This window comes from Leclercia sp. 29361, from assembly GCF_011290365.1.
Lineage (GTDB): Bacteria > Pseudomonadota > Gammaproteobacteria > Enterobacterales > Enterobacteriaceae > Enterobacter > Enterobacter tamurae.
In genome coordinates this window covers 12,302-33,496 of sequence record NZ_CP049786.1, presented here as the reverse complement: position 1 = coordinate 33,496, position 21,195 = coordinate 12,302, and the positions used below count along the sequence as shown (strand labels likewise).

Genomic DNA, 21,195 nt, shown 5'->3' with positions numbered 1-21,195 from the left:
CTCAGGAAGCGGTGGCTTCGGTCAGGTTGCGGCGCACTTTGCTCTCACGCCAGAAGTAGACGCCCACGTAGACAAAGCACAGCATTGAGACCAGGAACGAGGCCTGTAACGAATGGAACAGGTCAGCAACATAGCCCTGCACCGCAGGCACCACTGCCGCACCGACAATCGCCATCACGATCACCGCCCCTGCCATCTCGGTATGCTCGTTGTCCACGGTGTCCAGGGTGCCGGCATAGATGGTGGCCCAGCAAGGTCCGAACAGAATGCTTACCAGCACCGCCGCATACACCGCACTGAAGCTCGGGGCCAGTGCAACGTAGACCAGCAGCAGCGCCCCGATCACCGAATAGAAGATCAGCACTTTTTCCGGGTTGAAGCGGGTCATCAGGATGTTGGCGACAAACTTGCCGATGAAGAAGCAGATGAAGCTGTAGACCATAAAGTTAGAGGCATCACGCTCGTTGATGTCTCCCAGCTCCAGCGCCAGTCGGATAGTGAATGACCACACCGCCACCTGCATCCCAACATAAAGGAACTGGGCCACAATACCGCGACGGAAGCGGGCGTTGCCGGCCAGATAGCGCAGGGTATCCATCGCCGACGGGCGTTTATGCTGCGGCGTTGCCGCCACTTTACAGGTCGGGAAGCGGGTCAGCAGGAATAGCACCATCACCACAACCAGCACCATAATCATGTACTTGTAGGGTTCGAGGGTGTTATCCAGCATCAGGATTTTGAAGTTATGGATCTGCTCGGCGTTCATCCCGGCCATCTGCTTCTCAAGGCTGTCGCCTTCGGAGAAGACCAGATATTTACCCAGCAAAATCCCGGCAACTGCGCCGATCGGATAGAAGGTCTGGCTGACGTTCAGACGCAGGGTAGCGTAGGCTTTCGGGCCGATCATCGAGCTGTAGGTATTGGCCGCCGTTTCGAGGAAGCTCAGACCAATGGCGATGGCAAAAATCGCCGCCAGGAACATGGTGTAGGTTGCCATGTGCGACGCCGGGAAAAAGAGCGTACAGCCCACGATATAGAGCGTTAATCCGATTAAGATCGCCACTTTATAACTGGTTTTTTTAATCACCAGCGAGGCCGGAATAGCAATAAGGAAATAACCGCCATAAAACGCACTTTGCACCAGCGCTGAGGCAAAATTACTGAGTGCAAAGACGCTTTTAAACTGCGTAATTAAAATATCATTTAAAGCAGCAGCGCATCCCCATAACGGGAATAAGCAGGATAACAAAATAAACTGGAACAGAGGGGTTTTATTCAGATAGCCGTCAGGCATCTGAATGATGTTTTTATCGTTCATAGTGCTACCTTTTATTTCGCAGGGTTTTATTATTCGTTCAATGCCAGATACTCATTGAATTGTTCAATGCTGGGGTAAGACGACTGGGTGCCTTTCCCGGTGACGCTGAAGGCGGCAAACAGGGCGGCTTTTTTCATGGCGGCTTCAACATCGCCGCTCTGGACGTAGTAATGGGCGAAGCAGCCGATAAAGGCATCACCGGCGCCGCTGGTATCGATGGCATTCACTTTAATTGCCGGAACCGTGACTTCCCGGTCGCGCGTCATCCACAGGGCACCTTTTTCGCCCATGGTGACAATAATATTATTCAGCCCTTTATCCACCAGCGATCGCGCCGCGAGGCAGATATTTTCGTAGGTATTTACCGGCATGCCGGTCAGAATTTCCAGCTCGGTTTCATTCGGCACAAAGAAATCACATTTGCAGGCATAAGACATATCTAATTCACGCAGTGCCGGAGCCGGGTTTAATAACACCTGAATACCGTGCTTTTTACCAAACTCAATAGCGTGATAAACCGTTTCGAGCTGCACTTCGAGCTGCAGAACAATAAGCTGACACTTTTTCAGATCGTCTGCCGCGCGATCGATATCTTCCGGTGAGAGGAATTTATTGGCGCCCTTCACAATCAGAATGCTGTTGCTGGAGTTGGCGTTAACAAAGATCGGTGCCACGCCGCTGCTGGTGCACGGCACTTTTTCCACATAGGTGGTGTTGATGCCCCAGGACTCCAGATTGCGGATGGTGTTATCGGCAAAAATATCGTCACCGACTTTGGTCAGCATCATCACCTTCGAATTGAGCTTGGCCGCCGCCACCGCCTGATTCGCGCCTTTGCCACCACAGCCAATTTTAAACGCCGGAGCTTCGAGGGTTTCGCCCTCTTTCGGCATCTGATTAATGTAGGTGATGAGATCCACCATGTTGGAGCCGATAACCGCGATATCCATGTTTACTACCTCTCTGAAACAATCACACAACAATGATATTATCGTAACATTACCATGTTATTTTCGTATCATTTGTGACTGCGATCGCGATTAGCGGATCCGCCACGCTGTTTACTGTTTGAGCGTTGCGCAGCGGCAAAAGTGTGATGGAACAGCGATATTTTAGAATATAGCTATTAATTACAGTAGTTTGGATAGTTAGCGCAGTTTGAGAAGTGGCTTTTCTTTCCTGCCGGGCGGCAGTATAGTATGGCGCAACAAGAATGTTCCCAACGCATCATAAATGTGGTTTAAGGAACATCACACGGTACGGAGAGGGTGAATGGAGACGAAGCAAAAAGAACGAATCCGGCGTCTGGTTGAGCTATTAAAGAAAACCGATCGCATTCACCTGAAAGATGCTGCCAGGATGCTTGAAGTCTCCGTCATGACTATCCGTCGCGATCTCAGCCCGGATAACCATGACACCGTGCTTCCCCTGACCCTGCTGGGCGGCTATATCGTGATGGTCAATAAACCGGCCACCGCACCTGCAACACCGGTGGTGCGCAGTCAGACTCACCATCCCGACGACCTGCCCATCGCCATTCTGGCGGCCGGCATGGTGGCGGAAAACGATCTGGTCTTTTTCGATAACGGCCCGGAAATGCCGCTGGTGATTAGCATGATCCCCGACGACATTACCTTCACCGGCATCTGCTATTCACATCGCGTGTTTATGGCGCTCAATGAGAAGCCCAACGCCACCGCCATTCTGTGTGGGGGCACCTATCGGGCTAAAAGCGATGCGTTTTACGACACCAGCAATCCGTCGGTGCTGGACTCCCTGAATCCACGCAAGGTGTTTATCTCCGCCAGCGGCGTGCATGAGCACTACGGCGTGACCTGGTTTAACCTCGACGACCTGGCCACCAAGCGCAAAGCGATGCAGCACGGCATCCGCAAAATTCTGCTGGCCCGCTACGCCCTGTTTGATGAAGTGGCCCCCGCCAGCATCGGGCCGCTGTCGGCCTTTGATGTGCTGATCAGCGACCGCCCGCTACCGGCAGACTATCCGGCCCACTGCCGGAACGGCTTTGTGAAGATCATTACCCCGGACGCCGCCGGGGAGTGATTTACTCGAAGAACACCGCAATTTTGTTAAACATGGTCGGATCGGACTGGTTACGCACCACTTTCACCACGTCCTCCAGCTTGTCGATCTGGGCCATCATCTGCTCCAGGCGCTGATCGTCATTCACCAGCAGCCAGATGCGGCTGTGCTCGCTCCCCTGAATCGGCAGACAGAGAATGCCCTCCACGTTGAACGCCCGGCGGGCAAACAGCCCGCAGACGTGAGTCATGACCCCGGGATGGTTGCGGACGGTAAGCTCAAGGATGACGTTATCATTTTGTTTTTGCATGGCTTATTCCCCCACCATTTCAGTATTGGCCGCACCCGGCGGGACCATCGGATAGACTTTTTGCTGTGGATCGATACGGACGTGGATCAGCGCCGGGCCAGGGCGCGAGATCGCCGCCTGCAGCGCGGCCTGCGCATCCTCTTCGGCATTCAGATCGCAGGTATGCAGGCCAAAACCGGCAGCAATCTGCATAAAGTTAATCATCCCCGGATAGGTGGCGGCGAAAACGCCCTGCTTGTAGAACAGGCTCTGCTGCTGATGCACCAGGCCCAGCGCTTCGTTGTTCATCAGGATGATTTTCACATCCAGCTGGTTTTCCGCCGCGGTGGCCATCTCCTGAATGTTCATCATCAGGCTGCCGTCGCCGGAGAAGCAGATCACCTTGCGGTCCGGGTTGGCCAGTGCCGCGCCCGCGGCCGCAGGCAGACCAAAGCCCATGGTCCCCAACCCGCCGGAGGTCAGCCACTGGCGCGGACGGTTCAGCGGATAGGCCTGGGCGGTCCACATTTGATGCTGACCGACGTCGGTAGTGATGATGGCGCTGTCGTCCACGCAGGCGGCCACGGCGTTAATCAGCCCGTAGTGGCTGAGCGGATCGCCTTCGGTCGGGATGGCGCCCGGGAATTCCTGCTGCAGGCCGGTCACCTGCTGATGCCACGCGCTGCGCGGTGTAGCGTCGATGTGCGGCAGCAGCTGGGCCAGCACCTCGTTGACATCGCCCTGGATCGCCACATGCGGCTGCTTGATTTTGCCCAGCTCGGCGCGGTCGATATCCACATGAATAATTTTGGCATTCGGGCAGAACTGCTCGGTTTTGCCAATCGCCCGGTCATCAAAACGAGCCCCGAGAACAATCAATAAATCAGCTTCTTGCAGAATAAAGTTGGTGCTGCGCGCGCCGTGCATCCCCAGCATCCCCAGCGACAGCGGGTGCGCTTTTGGCAGCATGCCCAGCGCCATCAGGGTCATGGTGGTTGGCAGGCTGGCTTTTTCCGCCAGGGTGCGCACCGCGTCAGGGGCATCGATCACCCCGCCGCCCAGATAGAGCACCGGACGTTGTGCGGCATTAATCATCGCCGCGGCCTCGCGCACGCTCTCAACGCTGAATTCTGGCGATGGCGCGCGGGTGCCCGGCTCCGGCAGCACCTCGATCTCAATTTCAGCAGTCTGCACATCCTTAGGAATGTCTATCCACACCGGGCCCGGACGGCCGGACTGGGCGATACGGAACGCATCGCTGATAACCTGCGGTAATTCGCTGATATCGCGCACTAAATAGTTGTGCTTGGTGATGGGGATAGAGATGCCGTAGGTATCCACTTCCTGGAACGCATCGGTGCCGATCATCGAGGCCGGCACCTGGCCAGTAATGCAGACTAACGGGATAGAGTCGAGACGCGCATCGGCGATGGCGGTCACCAGGTTGGTGGCCCCCGGCCCGCTACAGGCCATACAGACCGCCGGTTTGCCCTGGGTACGGGCCATGCCCTGCGCGATAAAGCCTGCGCCCTGCTCGTGACGCGCCAGCACGTGGCGGATTTGCGTGCTTTGGCTTAAAGCGTCATACAGCGGGAGTACCGTCCCGCCAGGAATACCCGCTACCGTGGTAATGCCCTGACGTTCCAGCAGATGAACGATTAACTGCGCGCCTGTAAAACGCGTCTTGTGTGATGTTGTGCCCGAACTTGCCATGCTCCAGTCCTTCTTATGGGCCGACTTTCCGGGGGGCTTTTAACGAAAAACCCCGCCGGTTTGCGCCGGCGGGGTTTGGAATCGTGTGTTGATTCAGTCCCTACGGCGCATTGCCGACGACCACCACCACACGCACGACGACCACTGCGGCTGGGTGCGCAGTTTTTAGTAGGGTCGAAGTCAGCAGGGAAGCGTTCATTAGGAACCTGTATCTGGAATCATTGAGTGGATTTATACAAGCACAGGTTTACAGGCGTGACAACGGAATTATTTTCATCTGCCTGAAAATGCGTCAGGGATCACGTTTCGCTTGTCGGATGATGAAAACAAAAAACCCCGCCGGAGCGAGGTTTTTTTTGCAGTGTTTGCGGCTGGTGACCGCAGAGCACACTGTGTTACGTCAACGCCCGAAGTATACGCGATCGCGCGGGAACGCGCAATTTACGGCACGGATTTTGACGCCTTTGAGTATGGATCGCCCTTCACGTTTTGTCCATAAATTACTGTTCATATATACAGTATTTATCTATACTGGGTGTGTTCACAGGGTGTGAGGGGAGCCGCTCGTAGTACACCGGCGCAACGAAGTCCTGGCTGAAACGGGTGGTGCCGTCAGCGCCTCCACTCCCCACCTGAGCACACTGTGTTACGTCAACAAAGGTGCTGGCCACAGGCGGCGGAAAGGTACGCCAGCATCGTGCTCCTTAACCAGAGGAGACGCGTATGAGCGTAGTGGATATGGTTGTACTTATCCTCAAACTCATTGTTGCAGCACTGCAACTGCTTGATGCTGTCCTGAAATACGTTAAGTAACTCAGGTTCAAGCCGCACCAAAGGGGGGCGGGAAACCGCCCCTCTTTAATAACGAGGGAATGCTATGTTGCGTTTATTAATTGAGCCTGTCACGCCGGACGAACCGGGGTATATCGCGCTTAAAACCGAGAGCACCGCGCTCAATTTCAATATGTTGCGCAGGCTGGAAGAGAACTGGGAGCGGGGTGAAAACCGCTTCAACGCCCCGGGTGAAAAGCTGCTGGGTGCGTTTCTGAACGGCAGACTGGTGGGGATTTGCGGGCTAAACCGCGATCCGTTCAGCCAGCAGCCGCGGGCCGGTCGTATTCGCCACCTGTATATCAGCGAAAGCTGTCGTGGGCTGGGTATCGGCAGGCAGCTGCTCGCCGTGGTGATGTCCGATGCCAGCGTCTGGTTCGATTTTCTCAATACCCATGCGCCGCACACTGCCTGGGCCTTCTACCAGCGAGCTGGTTTTACGCAGGTGGCGGATGAACCGCGCGTCACGCACCGGCTTTTTTGCGCGGTTTAAGCAGATGAATTAACGCTGGCAACATTCGTTGCCGCTATCGTTTAAAAATCCTGCCTTCTCGCCCCTTCCCGTTCTTTGGGTGGGTACTTATTTTGTCATTTCTCTGTGGTAGATTCCTCGCGCATTTATGGGAATGCGCAGTCACTTACTCTTTATTTATCACTTTTGGCAAAATTATTCAGCGACATGAAAAGACAGCGGAACGTTAATTTACTCCTGATGTTGGTATTGCTGGTCGCCGTCGGTCAGATGGCGCAAACCATCTATATCCCGGCTATTGCCGACATGGCGAAGGAACTCCTGGTACGCGAGGGTGCCGTCCAGAGCGTGATGGCAGCCTACCTGTTGACCTACGGCGTCTCGCAACTGTTCTACGGCCCGCTCTCGGATCGCGTTGGCCGTCGTCCGGTGATCCTGGTGGGGATGACGATATTTATGATCGCCACGGTGATTGCCATGACCACCCACAGCCTGAGCGTGCTGATTGCCGCCAGCGCGTTGCAGGGCGTCGGCACCGGCGTTGGCGGGGTGATGGCGCGTACCCTGCCGCGCGATATGTATCAGGGCACCCAGCTACGGCATGCCAACAGCCTGCTCAATATGGGCATTCTGGTCAGCCCGCTGCTGGCCCCGCTGATTGGCGGCCTGCTGGACACCATGTGGTCCTGGCGCGCCTGCTACGGCTTCCTGCTGGTGCTGTGCATCATCGTCACCTTCAGCATGGCGCGCTGGATGCCGGAAACCCGGCCCACCGAAGCGCCGCGCACCAAACTGCTCACCAGCTACAAAATCCTCTTCGGCAACGGGGCCTTTAACTGCTACGTGCTGATGCTGGTGGGCGGCCTGGCGGGTATCGCGGTATTCGAAGCCAGCTCTGGCGTACTGTTAGGTGCCGGGCTGGGTCTCAGCAGTATGGTGGTGAGTATTCTGTTTATCCTGCCGATCCCGGCGGCGTTTTTCGGCGCCTGGTTTGCCGGGCGGGCCAATAAACGCTTTACCACCCTGATGTGGCAGTCGGTGGTGAGCTGCCTGCTGGCGGGGCTGATGATGTGGATCCCGGGGCTGTTCGGGGTGATGAACGTCTGGACATTGCTGATCCCGGCCGCGCTGTTCTTCTTTGGCGCGGGGATGCTGTTCCCGCTGGCGACCAGCGGCGCGATGGAGCCCTTCCCGTTCCTCGCGGGCACCGCCGGGGCGCTGGTAGGGGGCCTGCAGAATATCGGCTCCGGCGCGCTGGCCTGGCTCTCGGCGATGATGCCGCAAAATGGGCAGGCGAGCCTCGGGCTGCTGATGACGCTTATGGGCCTGCTGATTGTGCTCTGCTGGCTACCGCTGGCCTCCCGCGCCTCGCATCACGAGCAGGCGGTGTAAGCGGATCTTGCCCTCAGGCTGGTTTCCTGTTTTCTTAAGGGGATACGCCTGAGAGGATCCTATGACGCCAGAACATCTGAAGTTAATCGCGCAGTACCCCCTGCTCAACGACCTGATTGCCCTGCAAGAGACCACCTGGTTTAATCCGAACGCCACGACGCTGGCCGACGGGTTACCCTGGGTCGGCCTGACCCAGGCGGACGTGGACGACGCCCATGCCCGCCTGACGCGTTTTGCCCCTTATCTGGCAAAAGCTTTTCCGGAAACCGCCGCAAACCACGGCATTATTGAATCCGATCTGGTCGCTATTCCGGCGATGCATCAGCGCTTGCAACAGGAAACAGACGTCACAATCCCCGGCACCCTGCTGCTGAAAAAAGACAGTCACCTGCCAATCTCCGGCTCGATTAAAGCCCGCGGCGGGATCTACGAGGTGCTGACTCACGCCGAAAAACTGGCTCTGGCCGCCGGGCTGCTGAGCGTCAATGACGATTACAGCATCCTGCTGGAATCGCGCTTCAAAGACTTCTTCAGCCAGTACAGCATCGCCGTGGGGTCAACCGGTAACCTCGGGATGTCCATTGGCATCATGAGCGCCCGCATCGGCTTTAAGGTGACGGTGCACATGTCTGCCGACGCCCGCGAGTGGAAAAAGGCTAAACTGCGCAGCCACGGCGTGATTGTGGTGGAGTATGAGCAGGATTACGGCGTGGCGGTAGAGCAAGGGCGCAAAGCGGCGGAAAACGATCCGAACTGCTTCTTTATCGACGATGAAAACTCCCGCCCCCTGTTCCTGGGCTATGCCGTGGCCGGCGAGCGCCTGAAAGCGCAGTTTGCCCAACAGGGCCGGGTGGTGGATGCGGAGCATCCGCTGTTTGTCTACCTGCCGTGCGGCGTGGGCGGCGGCCCTGGTGGGGTGGCGTTTGGGCTGAAGCTGGCCTTTGGCGACCATGTTCACTGCATCTTTGCCGAACCAACCCACTCGCCGTGCATGCTGCTGGGGGTCTATACCGGTCTGCACGATGAGATTGCGGTGCAGGATCTGGGGATCGATAACCTCACCGCGGCGGATGGTCTGGCCGTGGGTCGCGCCTCCGGATTTGTTGGCCGCGCGATGGAGCGCCTGCTCAACGGGTTCTATACCCTCTCCGATCAGAGCATGTACGACATGCTGGGCTGGCTGGCGCAGGAGGAGAACATTCGCCTTGAGCCGTCGGCGCTGGCGGGCATGGCCGGGCCGGTGCGCCTCGCCGCTTCCGGTTGCTATTCGCTGGAAAATGCGACCCACCTGGTGTGGGCCACTGGCGGCGGGATGGTGCCGGACGAGGAGATGGCGAAGTACCTGGCGAAAGGGCGTTAACGTGCCCGGTGGCTCTGCTGGAGCAGGGCCATCAGCTCGACAGGCGAGCGGTGATGGCGGATTAAATCGCGCATCACCCGCATATGCGGAGCGGAGTGGCGGAAGAACGCCTGATACCCTGCACAGAGCACGCTTTTGCCATCCACCCGATGTTTAGGGCAGTCGCCGTTGCACAGGTGACGCATCGGGCAGGCCTGGCATTCGGCAGATAAATCTGTTTGCTTACTCAGACCAAAAGCGATGGCCGCCTCACTCTGATTCAGCTCTGCCAGCGGCGTCTGATGGATATTGCCCAGTCGGTACTGGGGCCAGACGTAGTGATCGCACTGGAAGAGATCGCCATTGGCCTCCAGCGCAAAGGCGTGGCCGCAGGTGACGGCAAGGGAGCACATCTGCGACGGATAGCCGCACCACACCCCCAGCGTTGAGTCGAAGAGCTGGACATAGACGCGGCCAATATCCTCCCGCACCCAGACGTCAAACACCGTCGACAGGAACGCTCCCCACTGCGCATCGCTCACCGATTCCGGATTATCGTGCTCCTGCAGGGGAAGAAACTGCAGATAAGGTGTGCCCAGCGCGCGTAGATAGCGGTACAGGCGCTCCGGCTGGCGGCTGTTCTGCCGATTGACGACCGTCAGCAGGTTAAACGACACCTGATGGGCGCGCAGCTTCTCAATCGCCGCCAGCACCTTGTGATGGGTAGGATTGCCGCTGCGGCTGACGCGGTACGCATCATGCAGCGTCGCCGGGCCATCCAGGGAGATCCCCACCAGCCAGCCCTCCTCACGAAAGAACCGACACCAGGCGTCGTTAAGCAGGATCCCGTTGGTCTGAAAGGCATTGGTGATGCGCTTTCTCCCACCATAGCGGTGCTGTAGCGCCGCGACGCGGCGGAAAAAATCCAGCCCGCAGAGCGTCGGCTCCCCACCCTGCCAGGCAAACTGCACCTCCGGCCCCGGCTGGGCGGCGATATGCTGCTGGATGAAAGTCTCCAGCGTGGCGTCATCCATGATCGGCTGCTGGGGTTTATCGATGTAAAAACAGTAGCGACAGTCGAGATTGCAACGTGAACTGGCCGGCTTGGCCATGACCTGACATCCTGTCATGCATAGTCCCTGATAAAAATAATGAGATGGTGAACGTGACTAGCAGCAAACAGTAATGCGAGGGAGAACACTGCGAGGGAGATCAAAAATTTAATACGCACCGGTCGGGATGCTGAAAAGTCGTACAGCGAAACGTCCATCCGGGCGCGGTTGCGGGTGTACTGCCAGAGGATCAGCGCCACCATCGCCAGCACCGCCAGGGCGACCCAGAACAACGGGCCCGCCTGCTGCCAGTTGTGCCTGACCGCCAGCACCATCAACGCCCCGTAACCAAACAGGGTGCGCAACCAGGCAAGCGACGTGCGCTCCGGTTGCAACCCCGGATCGGCCAGGCGACGCGCTTTACGGCTATCCGCCATACAGCACCAGCCCCATCACAATCACCGCCACTATCATCAGGATCAGGCTGATAAGCAGCAGGCTGTGGGTGTAAGGCAGATCTTCTTTCAGGCGCATCGCCTTTTCATTACGCAACCAGCGCAGGTAGCCGTAGATCGCCAGCCCGCCAGAAAAAAGGCACAGCAGCAGCGCCAGCAGTTGGCGGATCACCGGCGTGGCAAAATCGGGCGCCAGCTGGTCGAGACCAACACCGGCCGCCAGAAAACCCAGCGCGGTGCGGATCCACGCCAGAAAGGTACGCTCGTTGGCCAGCGAGAAGCGATAATCCGGCGCTTCGCCGAGGCGGGAAATTTTCATGACGTCTCCTGTCTGACTCTCCGGTGTACAAAACTGCGGCAATAGTAACGTATCGAGGGGAGTAATTCCCACCAGCAGGATCCGGTGATGGCGGCGGTATAACGTCAGCCAGGGGAACAGCTTACAGGCACTGTAAAAGCGGCAAGTAACACGAGGTCTTATCTTGCCGCTGAGGGTATTTTTAAATTAATGAACACAGCTCATCGTAAGTGAATATTCTGCCGCGATAGCCTAAGCCGGTATCAATATCGTAAATCGATACCCCGATATTATTATCGGTATCAAAAACGAAGAAGGATTGTTCGGCTCCGAAATAGACATTGTAATACTCATTCCCGACATCAAATACCGATGACGTGAGCTCGCTGCGCTGGCCGGGGAAATGAAATTGATCCAGACGCTGAACCGTCGAGGCGGTTAAATCGATGGCAAGAATGGTGGGCAAAGAATCCAGTTCGGCGGCGGTATAGGTTACCGGGTCCGATTCAATCGTACGGACCAGGTCATTACCCTGTTCATCTGCGCAGGAGTTGTTATTGAACAGGGAGACAACGAACCTGTTGTCTCCCCGCCACGCCTGGTACCGGCTGTTGTGCGTGACAAATACAGCATGCTCGCCGTTGGGATAGCTAAAATTATCTGCATCCACCGCCTGCAGATTCAGGCCGCTATTCAGTACGGGGAAGGCCGGGTTATCAATAATCCACTCCGGCTCTCCGGACTCGCTATTGAGCCCCAGCACAGTACAGCTGGACCGGGAGTTGACCATCAGTTGCCCGGTCTCTGCGACATATTCCAGGCTGTTGAAATGCACATCGTTGGTGTCGGTATTGTCCAGTACCGTGGCACCCATAAATTCCTGTGAGTAGTCACGCTGCCAGAGCAATGCCCCGCTGGCGATGTCGTATTTATAGAGGATGCACTCCAGCTTTTGCTCGTCACTCCAGCCATCCAGCAAGGAGCCTAATACCCAGAGATTACCTTTTCCGTCGGTAGTAATGTCGTGATGAAAACCATACCCGGCAGGCGCGGTGTAGGATTGCGCGACCTTACCGGCGAGGTTAAAGCGGTATAACGTCGGCGCAAAGGCATGCTTGTCAGGATCCCAGGTTTCGCTGGCCAGCGCCGACCAGAGCGCGTTTTCGATAATTTTCAGATTGCCGTACATCCAGGGAAACAGGCCGGTAATACGCAGATCGCCATTGATGTCATAGCCATTCCACGCGCTGGTGACAAACCAGCCCTGCCCTAAGGTGCTCTCTGCCATCGCGCCATCAGTAATATTGATTGTCAGTGCCAGGGGCACATCTTCATAGTCCTGCCCCTGCGTTGATATCGATATAAGAAAGGTTTCGACGGCATTTTTCTCGGTGTAAAGATTCAGGGTGATAGTATTTAAATAATTGGCATACAAACCCACCACGGTGATTTCCGGATTAACGCTGTATTGATCGGTGTCGTAATGAAAGCTGGTGTTCGCAGTTTTACCCTGGACGGTGTAGTCAAACCTTACCGCCTCCGTACTATCGATTGTAATTAATGCGCTGAGTTTATTTTTATCGTAGGGATTGAGTTTCACAGTATAGGTTGCGTTCATTTTTCAGTCCTTTGCTTAATGTGGAGAAAGACTTATTGAGTGATGCAAAACTAAACCTATACCTCCACTTACATTAAATATGTGGTGAACGCCACAAAATAGAACTGTTATCACTAATTTATTTAACGAGTTACCCTAACAATCTTTATATCAATAATTAAAGCTAAAATATCGGGCTTTTATATATTTAACATTCCAACAATGACAAACTCCTTCATTCACCCGCTATTTTTTATATGTATAATTTATCGAATAAACCTTCGAATCATCGAAACAAATACCTCATTAATTTTGCAAATAGAATCACAAAAAATCACAATTAATCTTCTAATGACCAGATTTGATTATTAAAGTGATTCCGCTTTCAAAATACCTTACCAAATAAAGTATTAGTCGTTCCGTTATTAAATAAGAAGCAACACTCAGCTGGATTTTATTCATCCGGAAGCGAATATCACGGAGGTTGACTGCATTATGTTTTCTGACTTTATTTCAGTAATACAATCTTTTCTAACCGAACCCGCTATTTTAATTGGATTACTGGTGGGACTGGGTTATGCCCTCGATAAGAAATCGCCGATTAAAATTATTACCGGTATGGTTAGCGCCATGGTGGGATTAATGATGGTGCTCTTTGGCGGGTTTCAGTTTTCAGCCACCTTTAAGCCCGTCGCCGATGCGGTGAGCAAATCTTACGGTATTCATGGTTATTTAATGGATTCGTATGCCATGAAAGCGGCAACCCAGATTGCGCTCGGGGATAATTTCGGTTTTGTCGGTTATGTGTTTGTACTGGCCTTTTTTACCAACCTGCTGCTGGTCCTGTTTGGCCGCTACACAAAGGTGAAAGGCATTTTCCTGACCGGTAATACGGGGGTGTCTCACTCCCAGGCGGTGCTATGGCTGATCGTCTTCTGGCTGGGCTTTGGCTGGGTACAGTCGATTATTATCGCCGGGGTATTAACCGGTCTGTTCTGGGCCTTTGCCACCACCCTGATTGCCAAACCGGTCGCTAAAATCACCAATAATGCGGGCTTTACCATCGCCCATAACCAGATGCTGGGGATCTGGTTCTTCTCGAAATTCGCCCACCTGTTTGGCGACGCCGAGAAGCAGGATGCCGAGAACATGAAGCTGCCCGGCTGGCTGGCGATTTTTAACCATAACGTCACCTCCATCGCCATCGTGATGACGCTGTTCGTTGGCGGGTTCTTGCTGACCACCGGCATCGATAACGTTCAGGCCATGGCAAAAGGGAAGCCCTGGTATATCTATATTATTAACCTCGGCCTGCAGTTCTCCATGTATATGGTGATCCTGTTGCAGGGGGTGCGCATGATGGTCGGAGAAATTAATGCCTCGTTTAAAGGCTGGCAGGATCGTTTAATTCCGGATGCGATTCCCGCTGTCGATGTTGCGGCATTACTGCCCTTCTCCCCGAATGCTGCCACCCTCGGATTTATCTTCTGTACCTTTGGTACCATATTCTCGATGGGTATTCTGCTTCTTACTAACAGCCCTATTATGGTGCTCCCTGGTTTTGTGCCGTTATTTTTCTCGGGCGGCCCGATAGGGGTATTAGCCAACCGGCTGGGGGGTTATCGCGCCGTAATTATTTGTACTTTCCTGCTGGGGATTATTCAGACCTTCGGCACCGTATGGGCTATTCCCTTAACCGGGCTGGCAGCCGAAGGGGTGGGCTGGACCGGTATTTTCGACTGGGCGACCCTATGGCCTGCCATTTGTGAAGTACTTAAGTTTATTGCTTCAACGTTCCATCTCGGGCCTTACGCGGGCTAAATCATCTCATTGTGAAAAGGATATCGTCATGAAAGACAAAATTAATATTCTGTTTGTTTGCGGCTACGGTGTCGGCAGTAGCGTGATGTTGCAGACGGTGGTGAAAAAAGCGTTAGCGAAATATGACATTAATTTCGACATGGAGCATACCGCCGCAGGCGAGGTTGGTGGCTTTACCGACTGGGCCGATATTTACGCCATTTCGAAAAAGCTCATCGACGTGGTGAGCCTCGATCCGCGCCACGGGCAGTATCTGATCCCCATCGAAAATATTATGGACGGCGAGACCATCGGGAAGCAGATCTACGCGGTGATTGAAGAACATTTCCCGCACCTGATTCAGGCCCGTTAAGGAGCGACGATGAAAGCGATCATTCTGCTCTTCGACAGCCTGAATAAACACTATCTGCCACCTTACGGAGATATGATCACTCAGGCACCCAACTTCCAGCGCCTGGCGGCCCGCTGCGCCACCTTCAACAACAGCTATGTCGGCAGTATGCCCTGCATGCCCGCCCGCCGGGAGCTGCACACCGGACGGTATAATTTCTTGCACCGGGAGTGGGGGCCGCTGGAGCCATTTGACGACTCCATGCCGGAGCTACTGAAAAAAGCGGGCGTCTATACCCACCTGATCAGCGACCATCTGCATTACTGGGAGGACGGCGGCGGTAACTACCATAACCGCTACAGTTCATGGGAAATCATCCGTGGCCAGGAGGGGGATCACTGGAAAGGCAGCGTCGCCGACCCGGCGATCCCGGAGGTGCTGCGGGTACCGCAGAAACAAACCGGCGGTGGGGTCTCGGGGCTATGGCGACATGACTGGGTTAACCGCGATTACATTCAGCAGGAAGCGGATTTCCCGCAAACCCGGGTCTTTAACGCCGGATGCGAGTTCATCGACAACAACCATCAGCAGGACAGCTGGCTGTTGCAGGTGGAGACCTTCGACCCGCACGAGCCGTTTTACACCACCGAGGAGTATCTCGCGTTATATCAGGATCCCTGGGACGGGCCGCATTACGACTGGCCGCGCGGCAAGGTGGAGGAGAGCCCGGAGGCGGTAGAGCATATTCGCTGCCGCTATCGTGCCCTGGTCTCCATGTGCGATCGCAACCTGGGCCGTATTCTCGACCTGATGGACCACCACGATTTGTGGCGCGATACGATGTTGATTGTCGGGACCGATCACGGCTTTCTGCTCGGGGAGCATGGCTGGTGGGCGAAAAACCAGATGCCCTATTACAACGAGGTGGCGAATAACCCGCTGTTTATCTGGGATCCGCGCAGCGGCCATCAGGGAGTGCAGCGGGATGCGCTGGTGCAGATGATTGACTGGGCGCCCACGCTGCTGGAGTTCTTCAACCAGCCGATCCCGCCCGATGTTCAGGGTCGTCCGTTAGCCCGCATCCTGGAGGATGACACCCCGGTGCGTGATGCGGCCCTGTTCGGGGTTTTCAGCGGCCATGTTAACATCACGGACGGGCGCTATGTCTATATGCGCGCCGCGCTGCCCGGGCGGGAAAATGACATCGCCAACTACACCCTGATGCCGATCAAGATGAACACCCGCTTTACCCCGGAGGAGCTGGAGTCGATTGCCCTGGCGCCGCCCTTCCGCTTTACCAAAGGGGTCAAAACGCTGCGTATTCCGGCGCAGGAAAAATACCCGGGGGTGAATCGCGTCGGCAATCTGCTGTTCGATTTACACACCGATCCGCACCAGCAGTGCCCGATTGAAGATAAAGCCATCGAAGCGCGGATGATCGCCCTGCTGGTGCGTCTCCTGCAGGAGAGCGACGCCCCGGCAGAGCAGTTCGCCCGATTAGGGTTAGAGGGTTAACCCATCCCCCAGAACAGCACCGCCAGCAGCTGCGGTGTGATAATGCGCATAAACATCACCAGCGGATAGACCGTGGCGTAGGAGAGCGCCGCCGCACCGCTGGTGGCATGCAGGTTGTTGGCAAAGGCCAGCGCCGGGGGATCGGTCATGGAGCCGGCCAGCATGCCGCACAGGGTCAGGTAGTTCATCTTCGCCAACAGCCGCGCCAGAATGCCCATCGTAATCAGCGGGACGGCGGTAATAAGAATGCCATAGCCAATCCAGCTAACCCCGTCGCCGCGGGTCAGCGTCCCGACGAAATCCCCACCCGATTTTAGCCCCACCACCGCCAGAAACAGGACAATCCCCAGCTCGCGCAGGGCAAGGTTGGCGCTCGGGGGCATAAACCAGTAGAGCTTACCCACGCAGCCGATACGCCCGAGGATCAGGGCCATAATCAGCGGCCCGCCTGCCAGCCCCAGCTTGAGTGCCACCGGGAATCCCGGCACGTACAGCGGGATGGAACCGAGCAGCACCCCGAGACCGATGCCGATAAACACCGGCAGCATCTGCACCTGCTGCAGTTTTTGCTGCGCGTTGCCCACGATATTGGCCACGGCATCAATTGAGGCCGGACGCCCGACAAGATTGAGGATGTCACCAAACTGCAGGCTGGCCTCCGGGCTGGCCACCAGTTCAACCCCGGCACGGTTCAGGCGCGAGATCACTACGTCGTAACGCTCTTTTGCCTGCAAATCACGGATTTTCTTGCCTAATACCCGTTCGTTAGTGACCACCACCCGCTCGACGCGCATATCGGTGCCACGGGTGGAGAGCGAGGTGTCGACCTCCTGACCGATCACCAGTTGGGCGTTGTGCAGATCCACCGGTTGGCCGACCAGATGCAGCAGGTCGCCGGTCTGGAGCACCGTCCCGGGTAGCGGCACCATCAGGGTCTGCTCGCGCTTCAGACGGGAACAGATAATGTTGGCGCTGTTGAGGATCGGCACATCCTGGATCGCCAGGTTGTTGAGATTGGGGTTATCGACGCGGATATTGATGGTTTTAATCAGCGCCTGACCCTGGGTAAGAGTGGATTCGTGCTCCCGGGCTTCCTGTTCGACGTTGATGCGAAACAGAACGCGCATCAGCCACATGGTGAGCAGAATGCCGCAGATGCCGAACGGGTAGGCCATGGCGTAGCTCATGCCCATCTGATCCACGATGCCCGGTTCAATCCCCAGATCGCGCAGAATTTGCTGTCCGGCCCCCAGCGCGGGGGTGTTGGTGACCGCCCCGGAGAAAATGCCCAGCACCACCGGCAACGGGATGGCGAAAAGTTTATGCAGCAGGGCAGTGACCAGCCCGCCCATCACCACAATCCCCATCGCAAAAAGGTTGAGGCGCAGGCCCGATACGCGCAGCGAAGCGAAAAAGCCGGGCCCGACCTGAATGCCGATGGTGTAGACGAAGAGGATCAGGCCAAATTCCTGAATGAAATGCAGCATTTGCGCGCTAAGCGTGATGCCCAGCTGATCGGCAAGGTGGCCGACAAATATCCCGCCAAACAGCACCCCACCAATGCCGAACCCGACGCCGCGGATTTTGACATTGCCTATCCACAGCCCGACCACCGCAACCAATGCCAGAATACTGACCGTTAACGCTATATCACTCATGACGGCATCCCTGTGAATAACATTATTATTACCAGGGATTTTCGCAGAGCGCAGGCGGGTTGTATGGGCGATGGCGCACAAAAAAAAGGAGGTAAAAGCAAAACGGTCACCCGAAGGTGACCGTTTTTAGTGTGTGCGAGGGCATCAAACCCGTAGGCCCGTGCAAGCGCAGCGCCGCCGGGCACGCAACACCATTAACTGTTCAAGGCCGGGCGTTCGCTGATGGCGATCCGCTGCGGGGCAATTGCCTCCGGCACGTTGCGGGTGATATCGATATGCAGCAGCCCGTTAGTGAAGGTAGCACCCGTCACTTCCATATGTTCAGCCAGGGTAAAGCTCAGGCTGAACGGCTGAGTCACCAGCCCCTGATGCAGCCATTTGGTTTCGGTCTCCGGTTTTTCCGGCGTGCCTTTCACCGTCAGGCGCGTGCCTTCCAGCTGGATATCGAGGTTATCCTGGCTGAATCCCGCCACCGCGAGCGTAATGCGATAGTGGTTATCGTCGCTCTTTTCGATGTTATACGGCGGGAAGGTCTGGCTTTCGGTGGTGCTTTGCAGCGCGGTAGCCAGTTTGTCAAAACCGATCCACTGACGCAGCAGCGGGGATAAATCGTAGTTACGCATACTAAATCTCCTTCTGAGAAGCGAGTTCGGCACAGTTTAATTTTGTGCGCAGTTGTTCCTGCAAATCTTTATCGATTCGCATATGCTCCCGATATCGGCAAGCATTCCGGTATGGGCCGCCGCAGCGACCCGAATAATTAATTAATTTCGATACGGCGCGGTTTATTCGCTTCCGGAATTACACGTTCCAGATCGATATACAGCAGGCCGTTAACCAGGTTCGCGCCGTGAACGTGGATGTTCTCAGCTAACTGGAACTTACGTTCAAAGTTACGTTCCGCGATGCCCTGATAGAGGTAGGTACGTTCTTTCTGCTCGCCCGCATGCGCGCCTTTCACCACCAGCAGGTTGTCCTGCGCGGTGATCTCCAGTTCGCTTTCAGCAAAACCGGCCACGGCAATCGCGATGCGATAGTGGTTTTCGTCAACCAGTTCAACATTGTATGGAGGGTAGCCATTGCTCTGGCTTTGGTTGTTTTCTAAATGATTGAACAGACGATCGAAGCCAATGGCTGAACGATAAAGCGGAGAAAGATCAAAGTTACGCATACAGTTAATACTCCTGAAATCAGCAAGAATTGTCGCCTTCCACGGTGGACAGGCTGAGGTATCCCAAACGCCCCTCAGGCACGTTTGTTCATTGATACTCTCTTAAAATGGGTCTGCTTCCGTTCTTTTCAAGAGCAACCTGGTGAGAATTTTTTGCACTTTGCGGGTACTGGAATAGACTGGGACTACAGCACGGAAGGTTAAAATGCGATAGGTACCACAGAGCGGTACTTTTCAACTATTCATTTTAAGAGTGGACCGTTATAAACCCGGTTGCGGGTCTGTACTGGGCCATTGATGATGACTGACTGATAATGAAAAATGTTCTGATAAAGCTGACAATGTTCAGCGCGATAGTTTTGCTTTGCGGGTGTTCGAGCGTGATGTCTCACACCGGCGGTAAAGAAGGAACGTATCCCGGGACGCGCGCCAGCGCGAACATGCTGGCGGATGACGACACCAACTGGGGCACTAAATCGCTGGTGGTGCTGGATATGCCGTTTACTGCTGTTATCGATACCCTACTGCTGCCGTGGGATCTCTTCCGCACGGATAAATCCGTTCGCTCCCGCGTGGAGCAAAGCGAGGAGAAGACGCTGGCGACCAACGCCGTCATCCCGCCCGCCGAGATGCCCTCGCGCTGATTAGTACCCGGTTTCTGTTACCCATAGCTGACGGAAACCGTTGACCTCCTCCATCCAGGCCAGATAGCGCCCGTCAGGCGAGTAAACTACCGCATCCCCCGACGGCGGGTTGCCGTGATCGGACGTCAAAAACGTCACCGCACCCGAAGCGGCATCACAGCAGGCAATACGATTTTCCAGCACAAACCCCAGCGAATGGCCCGCCGGATGCCAGTTAAATGCCGACTGGATATCGCTGTCGTTATGGGTGAGCTGGCGGGGCTCTCCCCCTTCCGGGGCGATCAGCCACAGCTGCACCACGCCTTTATCGTCACGCATCAGAAACGCGATTTGTGTCGCCTGCGGGTTGCTGCGTACCCAGTGGCGCGGCACGTTCACCAGCCCCGGATAGCGATGGTCATGGGTAAAGGTTAAGCGGCGCTGCACCACCCCGGCAGGCGGCGCGGGCATACGATCCGCTGTGCCCTGAAGCGGTAAATCGCCAGCCTGTTTCCAGCCCTGCTCATCTTTCGGCAAATCAACGATAAACAGCTCCGGTACTTTTTCACCGCCAGCGGCAAGGGTGTCGCCGATAAAGGCCAGCCGGTTGTTGCCGACCCAACCCTCTTCATAGGCGCGGTTGATCTCGTCGCTGCCAGGTTTTGGCGTTGGGGTAGTACGGCTGACCAGCACGCTCCAGAACGAACCGGCATAGTTGCGCGGATGCTCGCCCTGCGGGATCACCGGGCCGAAGGGCGCAGCCACGCCCACGTTACGTAAATCGAGCTTAGGATCGTACTCGTGCAGCACGTGGTCGTTATAGGTAAAGCTGACGTACTGCCCGTCCGGGCTATACACATGGACATGGCTGCCGCCGCGCAGCGCGCCGGGGGTGAAAGGCGCGGTGATATCCATCGCATCGAGATTATTTATCTGCCCCTGTTCGGCAATCACCCCCTGGCGGTGGTGAAAATCGTACTGCCAGTGGGCATCAGGATGTTGCGGGCCGTGGATAGAGAGGTACTTATTTTCCGCAGGATGGACGGTCACCACCCCCACATGCGCGCCATTTGTGGCGCGATAAATCACCTCCACCTCACCCGTGTCGACATTAACCCGCTCGATGGTTTCGCCGGTAAAGGACGCCCCGGAAGGACGAACGTCAAAGACCAGCCACTGGCTGTCTGCGGTCCAGGTGCGGGTGTTGGTGAGCTGATGGTTGCGGGGAGCGAAAGTGATTTGTTTCATGAGGATACCCTGATGCGCGGATGTCGCAT

22 protein-coding genes are annotated in these 21,195 nt (G+C 55.9%); 9 read left to right on the top strand and 13 right to left on the bottom strand.

The features are described 5' to 3' along the window. Position 1: 1 nt before the first annotated feature. A complete protein-coding gene (gene fucP / locus G7090_RS00160; protein ID WP_166181031.1) occupies positions 2–1,318 on the bottom strand; it encodes an L-fucose:H+ symporter permease in 1,317 nt (438 codons plus the stop codon). 29 nt (positions 1,319–1,347) lie between these two features. Next, complete coding sequence (gene rbsK / locus G7090_RS00155) at positions 1,348–2,268, bottom strand: ribokinase (RefSeq protein WP_106995586.1); 921 nt, start codon at positions 2,266–2,268, stop codon at positions 1,348–1,350. 322 nt (positions 2,269–2,590) lie between these two features. On the opposite strand from rbsK, the gene G7090_RS00150 reads away from it, so the two are divergent. Next, positions 2,591–3,382 (top strand): DeoR family transcriptional regulator, encoded by a 792-nt coding sequence (locus tag G7090_RS00150; protein WP_106995585.1) that lies wholly within the window; start codon positions 2,591–2,593, stop codon positions 3,380–3,382. A gap of 1 nt (position 3,383) precedes the next feature. Here the strand turns inward: G7090_RS00150 and ilvN are convergent, their stop codons facing one another. The 3 genes from ilvN to ivbL form a co-directional block, all read right to left on the bottom strand. Further along, entirely contained in the window at positions 3,384–3,671 is a 288-nt protein-coding gene (gene ilvN, locus G7090_RS00145) for an acetolactate synthase small subunit (protein ID WP_039032259.1), read from the bottom strand. A gap of 3 nt (positions 3,672–3,674) precedes the next feature. Then, positions 3,675–5,363 carry an acetolactate synthase large subunit gene (gene ilvB / locus G7090_RS00140; RefSeq protein ID WP_166181029.1) on the bottom strand — a complete coding sequence of 563 codons (1,689 nt, stop codon included), beginning with the start codon at positions 5,361–5,363 and terminating at the stop codon, positions 3,675–3,677. 100 nt (positions 5,364–5,463) lie between these two features. Further along, on the bottom strand, positions 5,464–5,562 hold the full coding sequence (gene ivbL / locus G7090_RS00135) for an ilvB operon leader peptide IvbL (RefSeq protein ID WP_106995583.1): 99 nt from the start codon (positions 5,560–5,562) through the stop codon (positions 5,464–5,466). Positions 5,563–6,086: 524 nt separating this feature from the next. On the opposite strand from ivbL, the gene tisB reads away from it, so the two are divergent. From tisB to dsdA, 4 genes are all read left to right on the top strand, one after another. Continuing rightward, on the top strand, positions 6,087–6,176 hold the full coding sequence (tisB, locus tag G7090_RS00130) for a type I toxin-antitoxin system toxin TisB (RefSeq protein ID WP_039032257.1): 90 nt from the start codon (positions 6,087–6,089) through the stop codon (positions 6,174–6,176). Between the two features lie 64 nt (positions 6,177–6,240). Next, the gene (locus G7090_RS00125; RefSeq protein WP_166181027.1) at positions 6,241–6,687 is read left to right on the top strand and encodes a GNAT family N-acetyltransferase; all 447 of its coding nucleotides are present in this window, start codon (positions 6,241–6,243) and stop codon (positions 6,685–6,687) included. Between the two features lie 186 nt (positions 6,688–6,873). Further along, positions 6,874–8,058: a multidrug efflux MFS transporter EmrD gene (emrD, locus tag G7090_RS00120; protein ID WP_166181025.1), complete on the top strand. Its 1,185-nt coding sequence runs from the start codon at positions 6,874–6,876 to the stop codon at positions 8,056–8,058. 61 nt (positions 8,059–8,119) lie between these two features. Beyond that, positions 8,120–9,418, top strand: coding sequence for a D-serine ammonia-lyase (dsdA, locus tag G7090_RS00115; protein WP_166181023.1), 1,299 nt, complete (start codon positions 8,120–8,122; stop codon positions 9,416–9,418). On the opposite strand, the gene G7090_RS00110 is transcribed toward dsdA, so the two are convergent. The 4 genes from G7090_RS00110 to G7090_RS00095 form a co-directional block, all read right to left on the bottom strand. After that, positions 9,415–10,527 (bottom strand): anaerobic sulfatase maturase, encoded by a 1,113-nt coding sequence (locus G7090_RS00110; RefSeq protein ID WP_166181021.1) that lies wholly within the window; start codon positions 10,525–10,527, stop codon positions 9,415–9,417. The two genes, dsdA and G7090_RS00110, sit on opposite strands and share 4 nt — an antisense overlap. Then, positions 10,524–10,886, bottom strand: a complete 363-nt coding sequence (locus G7090_RS00105) for a DUF202 domain-containing protein (RefSeq protein ID WP_166181019.1) — start codon at positions 10,884–10,886, stop codon at positions 10,524–10,526. The genes G7090_RS00110 and G7090_RS00105 overlap by 4 nt, the downstream gene beginning before the upstream one ends. After that, entirely contained in the window at positions 10,876–11,223 is a 348-nt protein-coding gene (locus tag G7090_RS00100) for a YidH family protein (RefSeq protein ID WP_106995577.1), read from the bottom strand. Before G7090_RS00100 ends, G7090_RS00105 begins: the two co-directional genes overlap by 11 nt. Before the next feature lie 181 nt (positions 11,224–11,404). Then, on the bottom strand, positions 11,405–12,820 hold the full coding sequence (locus G7090_RS00095; RefSeq protein ID WP_166181017.1) for an aryl-sulfate sulfotransferase: 1,416 nt from the start codon (positions 12,818–12,820) through the stop codon (positions 11,405–11,407). Between the two features lie 474 nt (positions 12,821–13,294). Between G7090_RS00095 and G7090_RS00090 the strand changes: the two genes are divergently transcribed. From G7090_RS00090 to G7090_RS00080, 3 genes are read left to right on the top strand one after another with little or no spacing between them, the layout of a single operon-like run. Further along, complete coding sequence (locus tag G7090_RS00090; RefSeq protein WP_166181014.1) at positions 13,295–14,620, top strand: PTS sugar transporter subunit IIC; 1,326 nt, start codon at positions 13,295–13,297, stop codon at positions 14,618–14,620. Between the two features lie 28 nt (positions 14,621–14,648). Next, positions 14,649–14,972, top strand: coding sequence for a PTS sugar transporter subunit IIB (locus tag G7090_RS00085; RefSeq protein WP_106995575.1), 324 nt, complete (start codon positions 14,649–14,651; stop codon positions 14,970–14,972). A gap of 9 nt (positions 14,973–14,981) precedes the next feature. Beyond that, a complete protein-coding gene (locus G7090_RS00080) occupies positions 14,982–16,466 on the top strand; it encodes a sulfatase (RefSeq protein ID WP_166181011.1) in 1,485 nt (494 codons plus the stop codon). Here the strand turns inward: G7090_RS00080 and G7090_RS00075 are convergent. The 3 genes from G7090_RS00075 to ibpA all read right to left on the bottom strand — a co-directional run bounded on the left by G7090_RS00075 (position 16,463) and on the right by ibpA (position 19,295). After that, positions 16,463–18,124 (bottom strand): putative transporter, encoded by a 1,662-nt coding sequence (locus G7090_RS00075; protein ID WP_166181009.1) that lies wholly within the window; start codon positions 18,122–18,124, stop codon positions 16,463–16,465. The genes G7090_RS00080 and G7090_RS00075 overlap by 4 nt on opposite strands. Before the next feature lie 194 nt (positions 18,125–18,318). Beyond that, positions 18,319–18,747, bottom strand: coding sequence for a small heat shock chaperone IbpB (gene ibpB, locus G7090_RS00070; protein WP_166181007.1), 429 nt, complete (start codon positions 18,745–18,747; stop codon positions 18,319–18,321). 137 nt (positions 18,748–18,884) lie between these two features. Next, a complete protein-coding gene (ibpA, locus tag G7090_RS00065; RefSeq protein ID WP_106995571.1) occupies positions 18,885–19,295 on the bottom strand; it encodes a small heat shock chaperone IbpA in 411 nt (136 codons plus the stop codon). Between the two features lie 311 nt (positions 19,296–19,606). Between ibpA and G7090_RS00060 the strand changes: the two genes are divergently transcribed. Further along, entirely contained in the window at positions 19,607–19,939 is a 333-nt protein-coding gene (locus G7090_RS00060) for a YceK/YidQ family lipoprotein (protein ID WP_166185041.1), read from the top strand. Here the strand turns inward: G7090_RS00060 and G7090_RS00055 are convergent, their stop codons facing one another. After that, the gene (locus tag G7090_RS00055) at positions 19,940–21,166 is read right to left on the bottom strand and encodes a DUF3748 domain-containing protein (protein ID WP_207630091.1); all 1,227 of its coding nucleotides are present in this window, start codon (positions 21,164–21,166) and stop codon (positions 19,940–19,942) included. Positions 21,167–21,195: the final 29 nt, after the last annotated feature.

Excerpts from the sequence above, each read along its gene's own strand:
- fucP (WP_166181031.1), bottom strand. The coding sequence starts at position 1,318 with ATGAACGATAAAAACATCATTCAGATGCCTGACGGCTATCTGAATAAA.
- rbsK (WP_106995586.1), bottom strand. The coding sequence starts at position 2,268 with ATGGATATCGCGGTTATCGGCTCCAACATGGTGGATCTCATCACCTAC.
- G7090_RS00150 (WP_106995585.1), top strand. The coding sequence starts at position 2,591 with ATGGAGACGAAGCAAAAAGAACGAATCCGGCGTCTGGTTGAGCTATTA.
- ilvN (WP_039032259.1), bottom strand. The coding sequence starts at position 3,671 with ATGCAAAAACAAAATGATAACGTCATCCTTGAGCTTACCGTCCGCAAC.
- ilvB (WP_166181029.1), bottom strand. The coding sequence starts at position 5,363 with ATGGCAAGTTCGGGCACAACATCACACAAGACGCGTTTTACAGGCGCG.
- ivbL (WP_106995583.1), bottom strand. The coding sequence starts at position 5,562 with ATGAACGCTTCCCTGCTGACTTCGACCCTACTAAAAACTGCGCACCCA.
- tisB (WP_039032257.1), top strand. The coding sequence starts at position 6,087 with ATGAGCGTAGTGGATATGGTTGTACTTATCCTCAAACTCATTGTTGCA.
- G7090_RS00125 (WP_166181027.1), top strand. The coding sequence starts at position 6,241 with ATGTTGCGTTTATTAATTGAGCCTGTCACGCCGGACGAACCGGGGTAT.
- emrD (WP_166181025.1), top strand. The coding sequence starts at position 6,874 with ATGAAAAGACAGCGGAACGTTAATTTACTCCTGATGTTGGTATTGCTG.
- dsdA (WP_166181023.1), top strand. The coding sequence starts at position 8,120 with ATGACGCCAGAACATCTGAAGTTAATCGCGCAGTACCCCCTGCTCAAC.
- G7090_RS00110 (WP_166181021.1), bottom strand. The coding sequence starts at position 10,527 with ATGACAGGATGTCAGGTCATGGCCAAGCCGGCCAGTTCACGTTGCAAT.
- G7090_RS00105 (WP_166181019.1), bottom strand. The coding sequence starts at position 10,886 with ATGGCGGATAGCCGTAAAGCGCGTCGCCTGGCCGATCCGGGGTTGCAA.
- G7090_RS00100 (WP_106995577.1), bottom strand. The coding sequence starts at position 11,223 with ATGAAAATTTCCCGCCTCGGCGAAGCGCCGGATTATCGCTTCTCGCTG.
- G7090_RS00095 (WP_166181017.1), bottom strand. The coding sequence starts at position 12,820 with ATGAACGCAACCTATACTGTGAAACTCAATCCCTACGATAAAAATAAA.
- G7090_RS00090 (WP_166181014.1), top strand. The coding sequence starts at position 13,295 with ATGTTTTCTGACTTTATTTCAGTAATACAATCTTTTCTAACCGAACCC.
- G7090_RS00085 (WP_106995575.1), top strand. The coding sequence starts at position 14,649 with ATGAAAGACAAAATTAATATTCTGTTTGTTTGCGGCTACGGTGTCGGC.
- G7090_RS00080 (WP_166181011.1), top strand. The coding sequence starts at position 14,982 with ATGAAAGCGATCATTCTGCTCTTCGACAGCCTGAATAAACACTATCTG.
- G7090_RS00075 (WP_166181009.1), bottom strand. The coding sequence starts at position 18,124 with ATGAGTGATATAGCGTTAACGGTCAGTATTCTGGCATTGGTTGCGGTG.
- ibpB (WP_166181007.1), bottom strand. The coding sequence starts at position 18,747 with ATGCGTAACTACGATTTATCCCCGCTGCTGCGTCAGTGGATCGGTTTT.
- ibpA (WP_106995571.1), bottom strand. The coding sequence starts at position 19,295 with ATGCGTAACTTTGATCTTTCTCCGCTTTATCGTTCAGCCATTGGCTTC.
- G7090_RS00055 (WP_207630091.1), bottom strand. The coding sequence starts at position 21,166 with ATGAAACAAATCACTTTCGCTCCCCGCAACCATCAGCTCACCAACACC.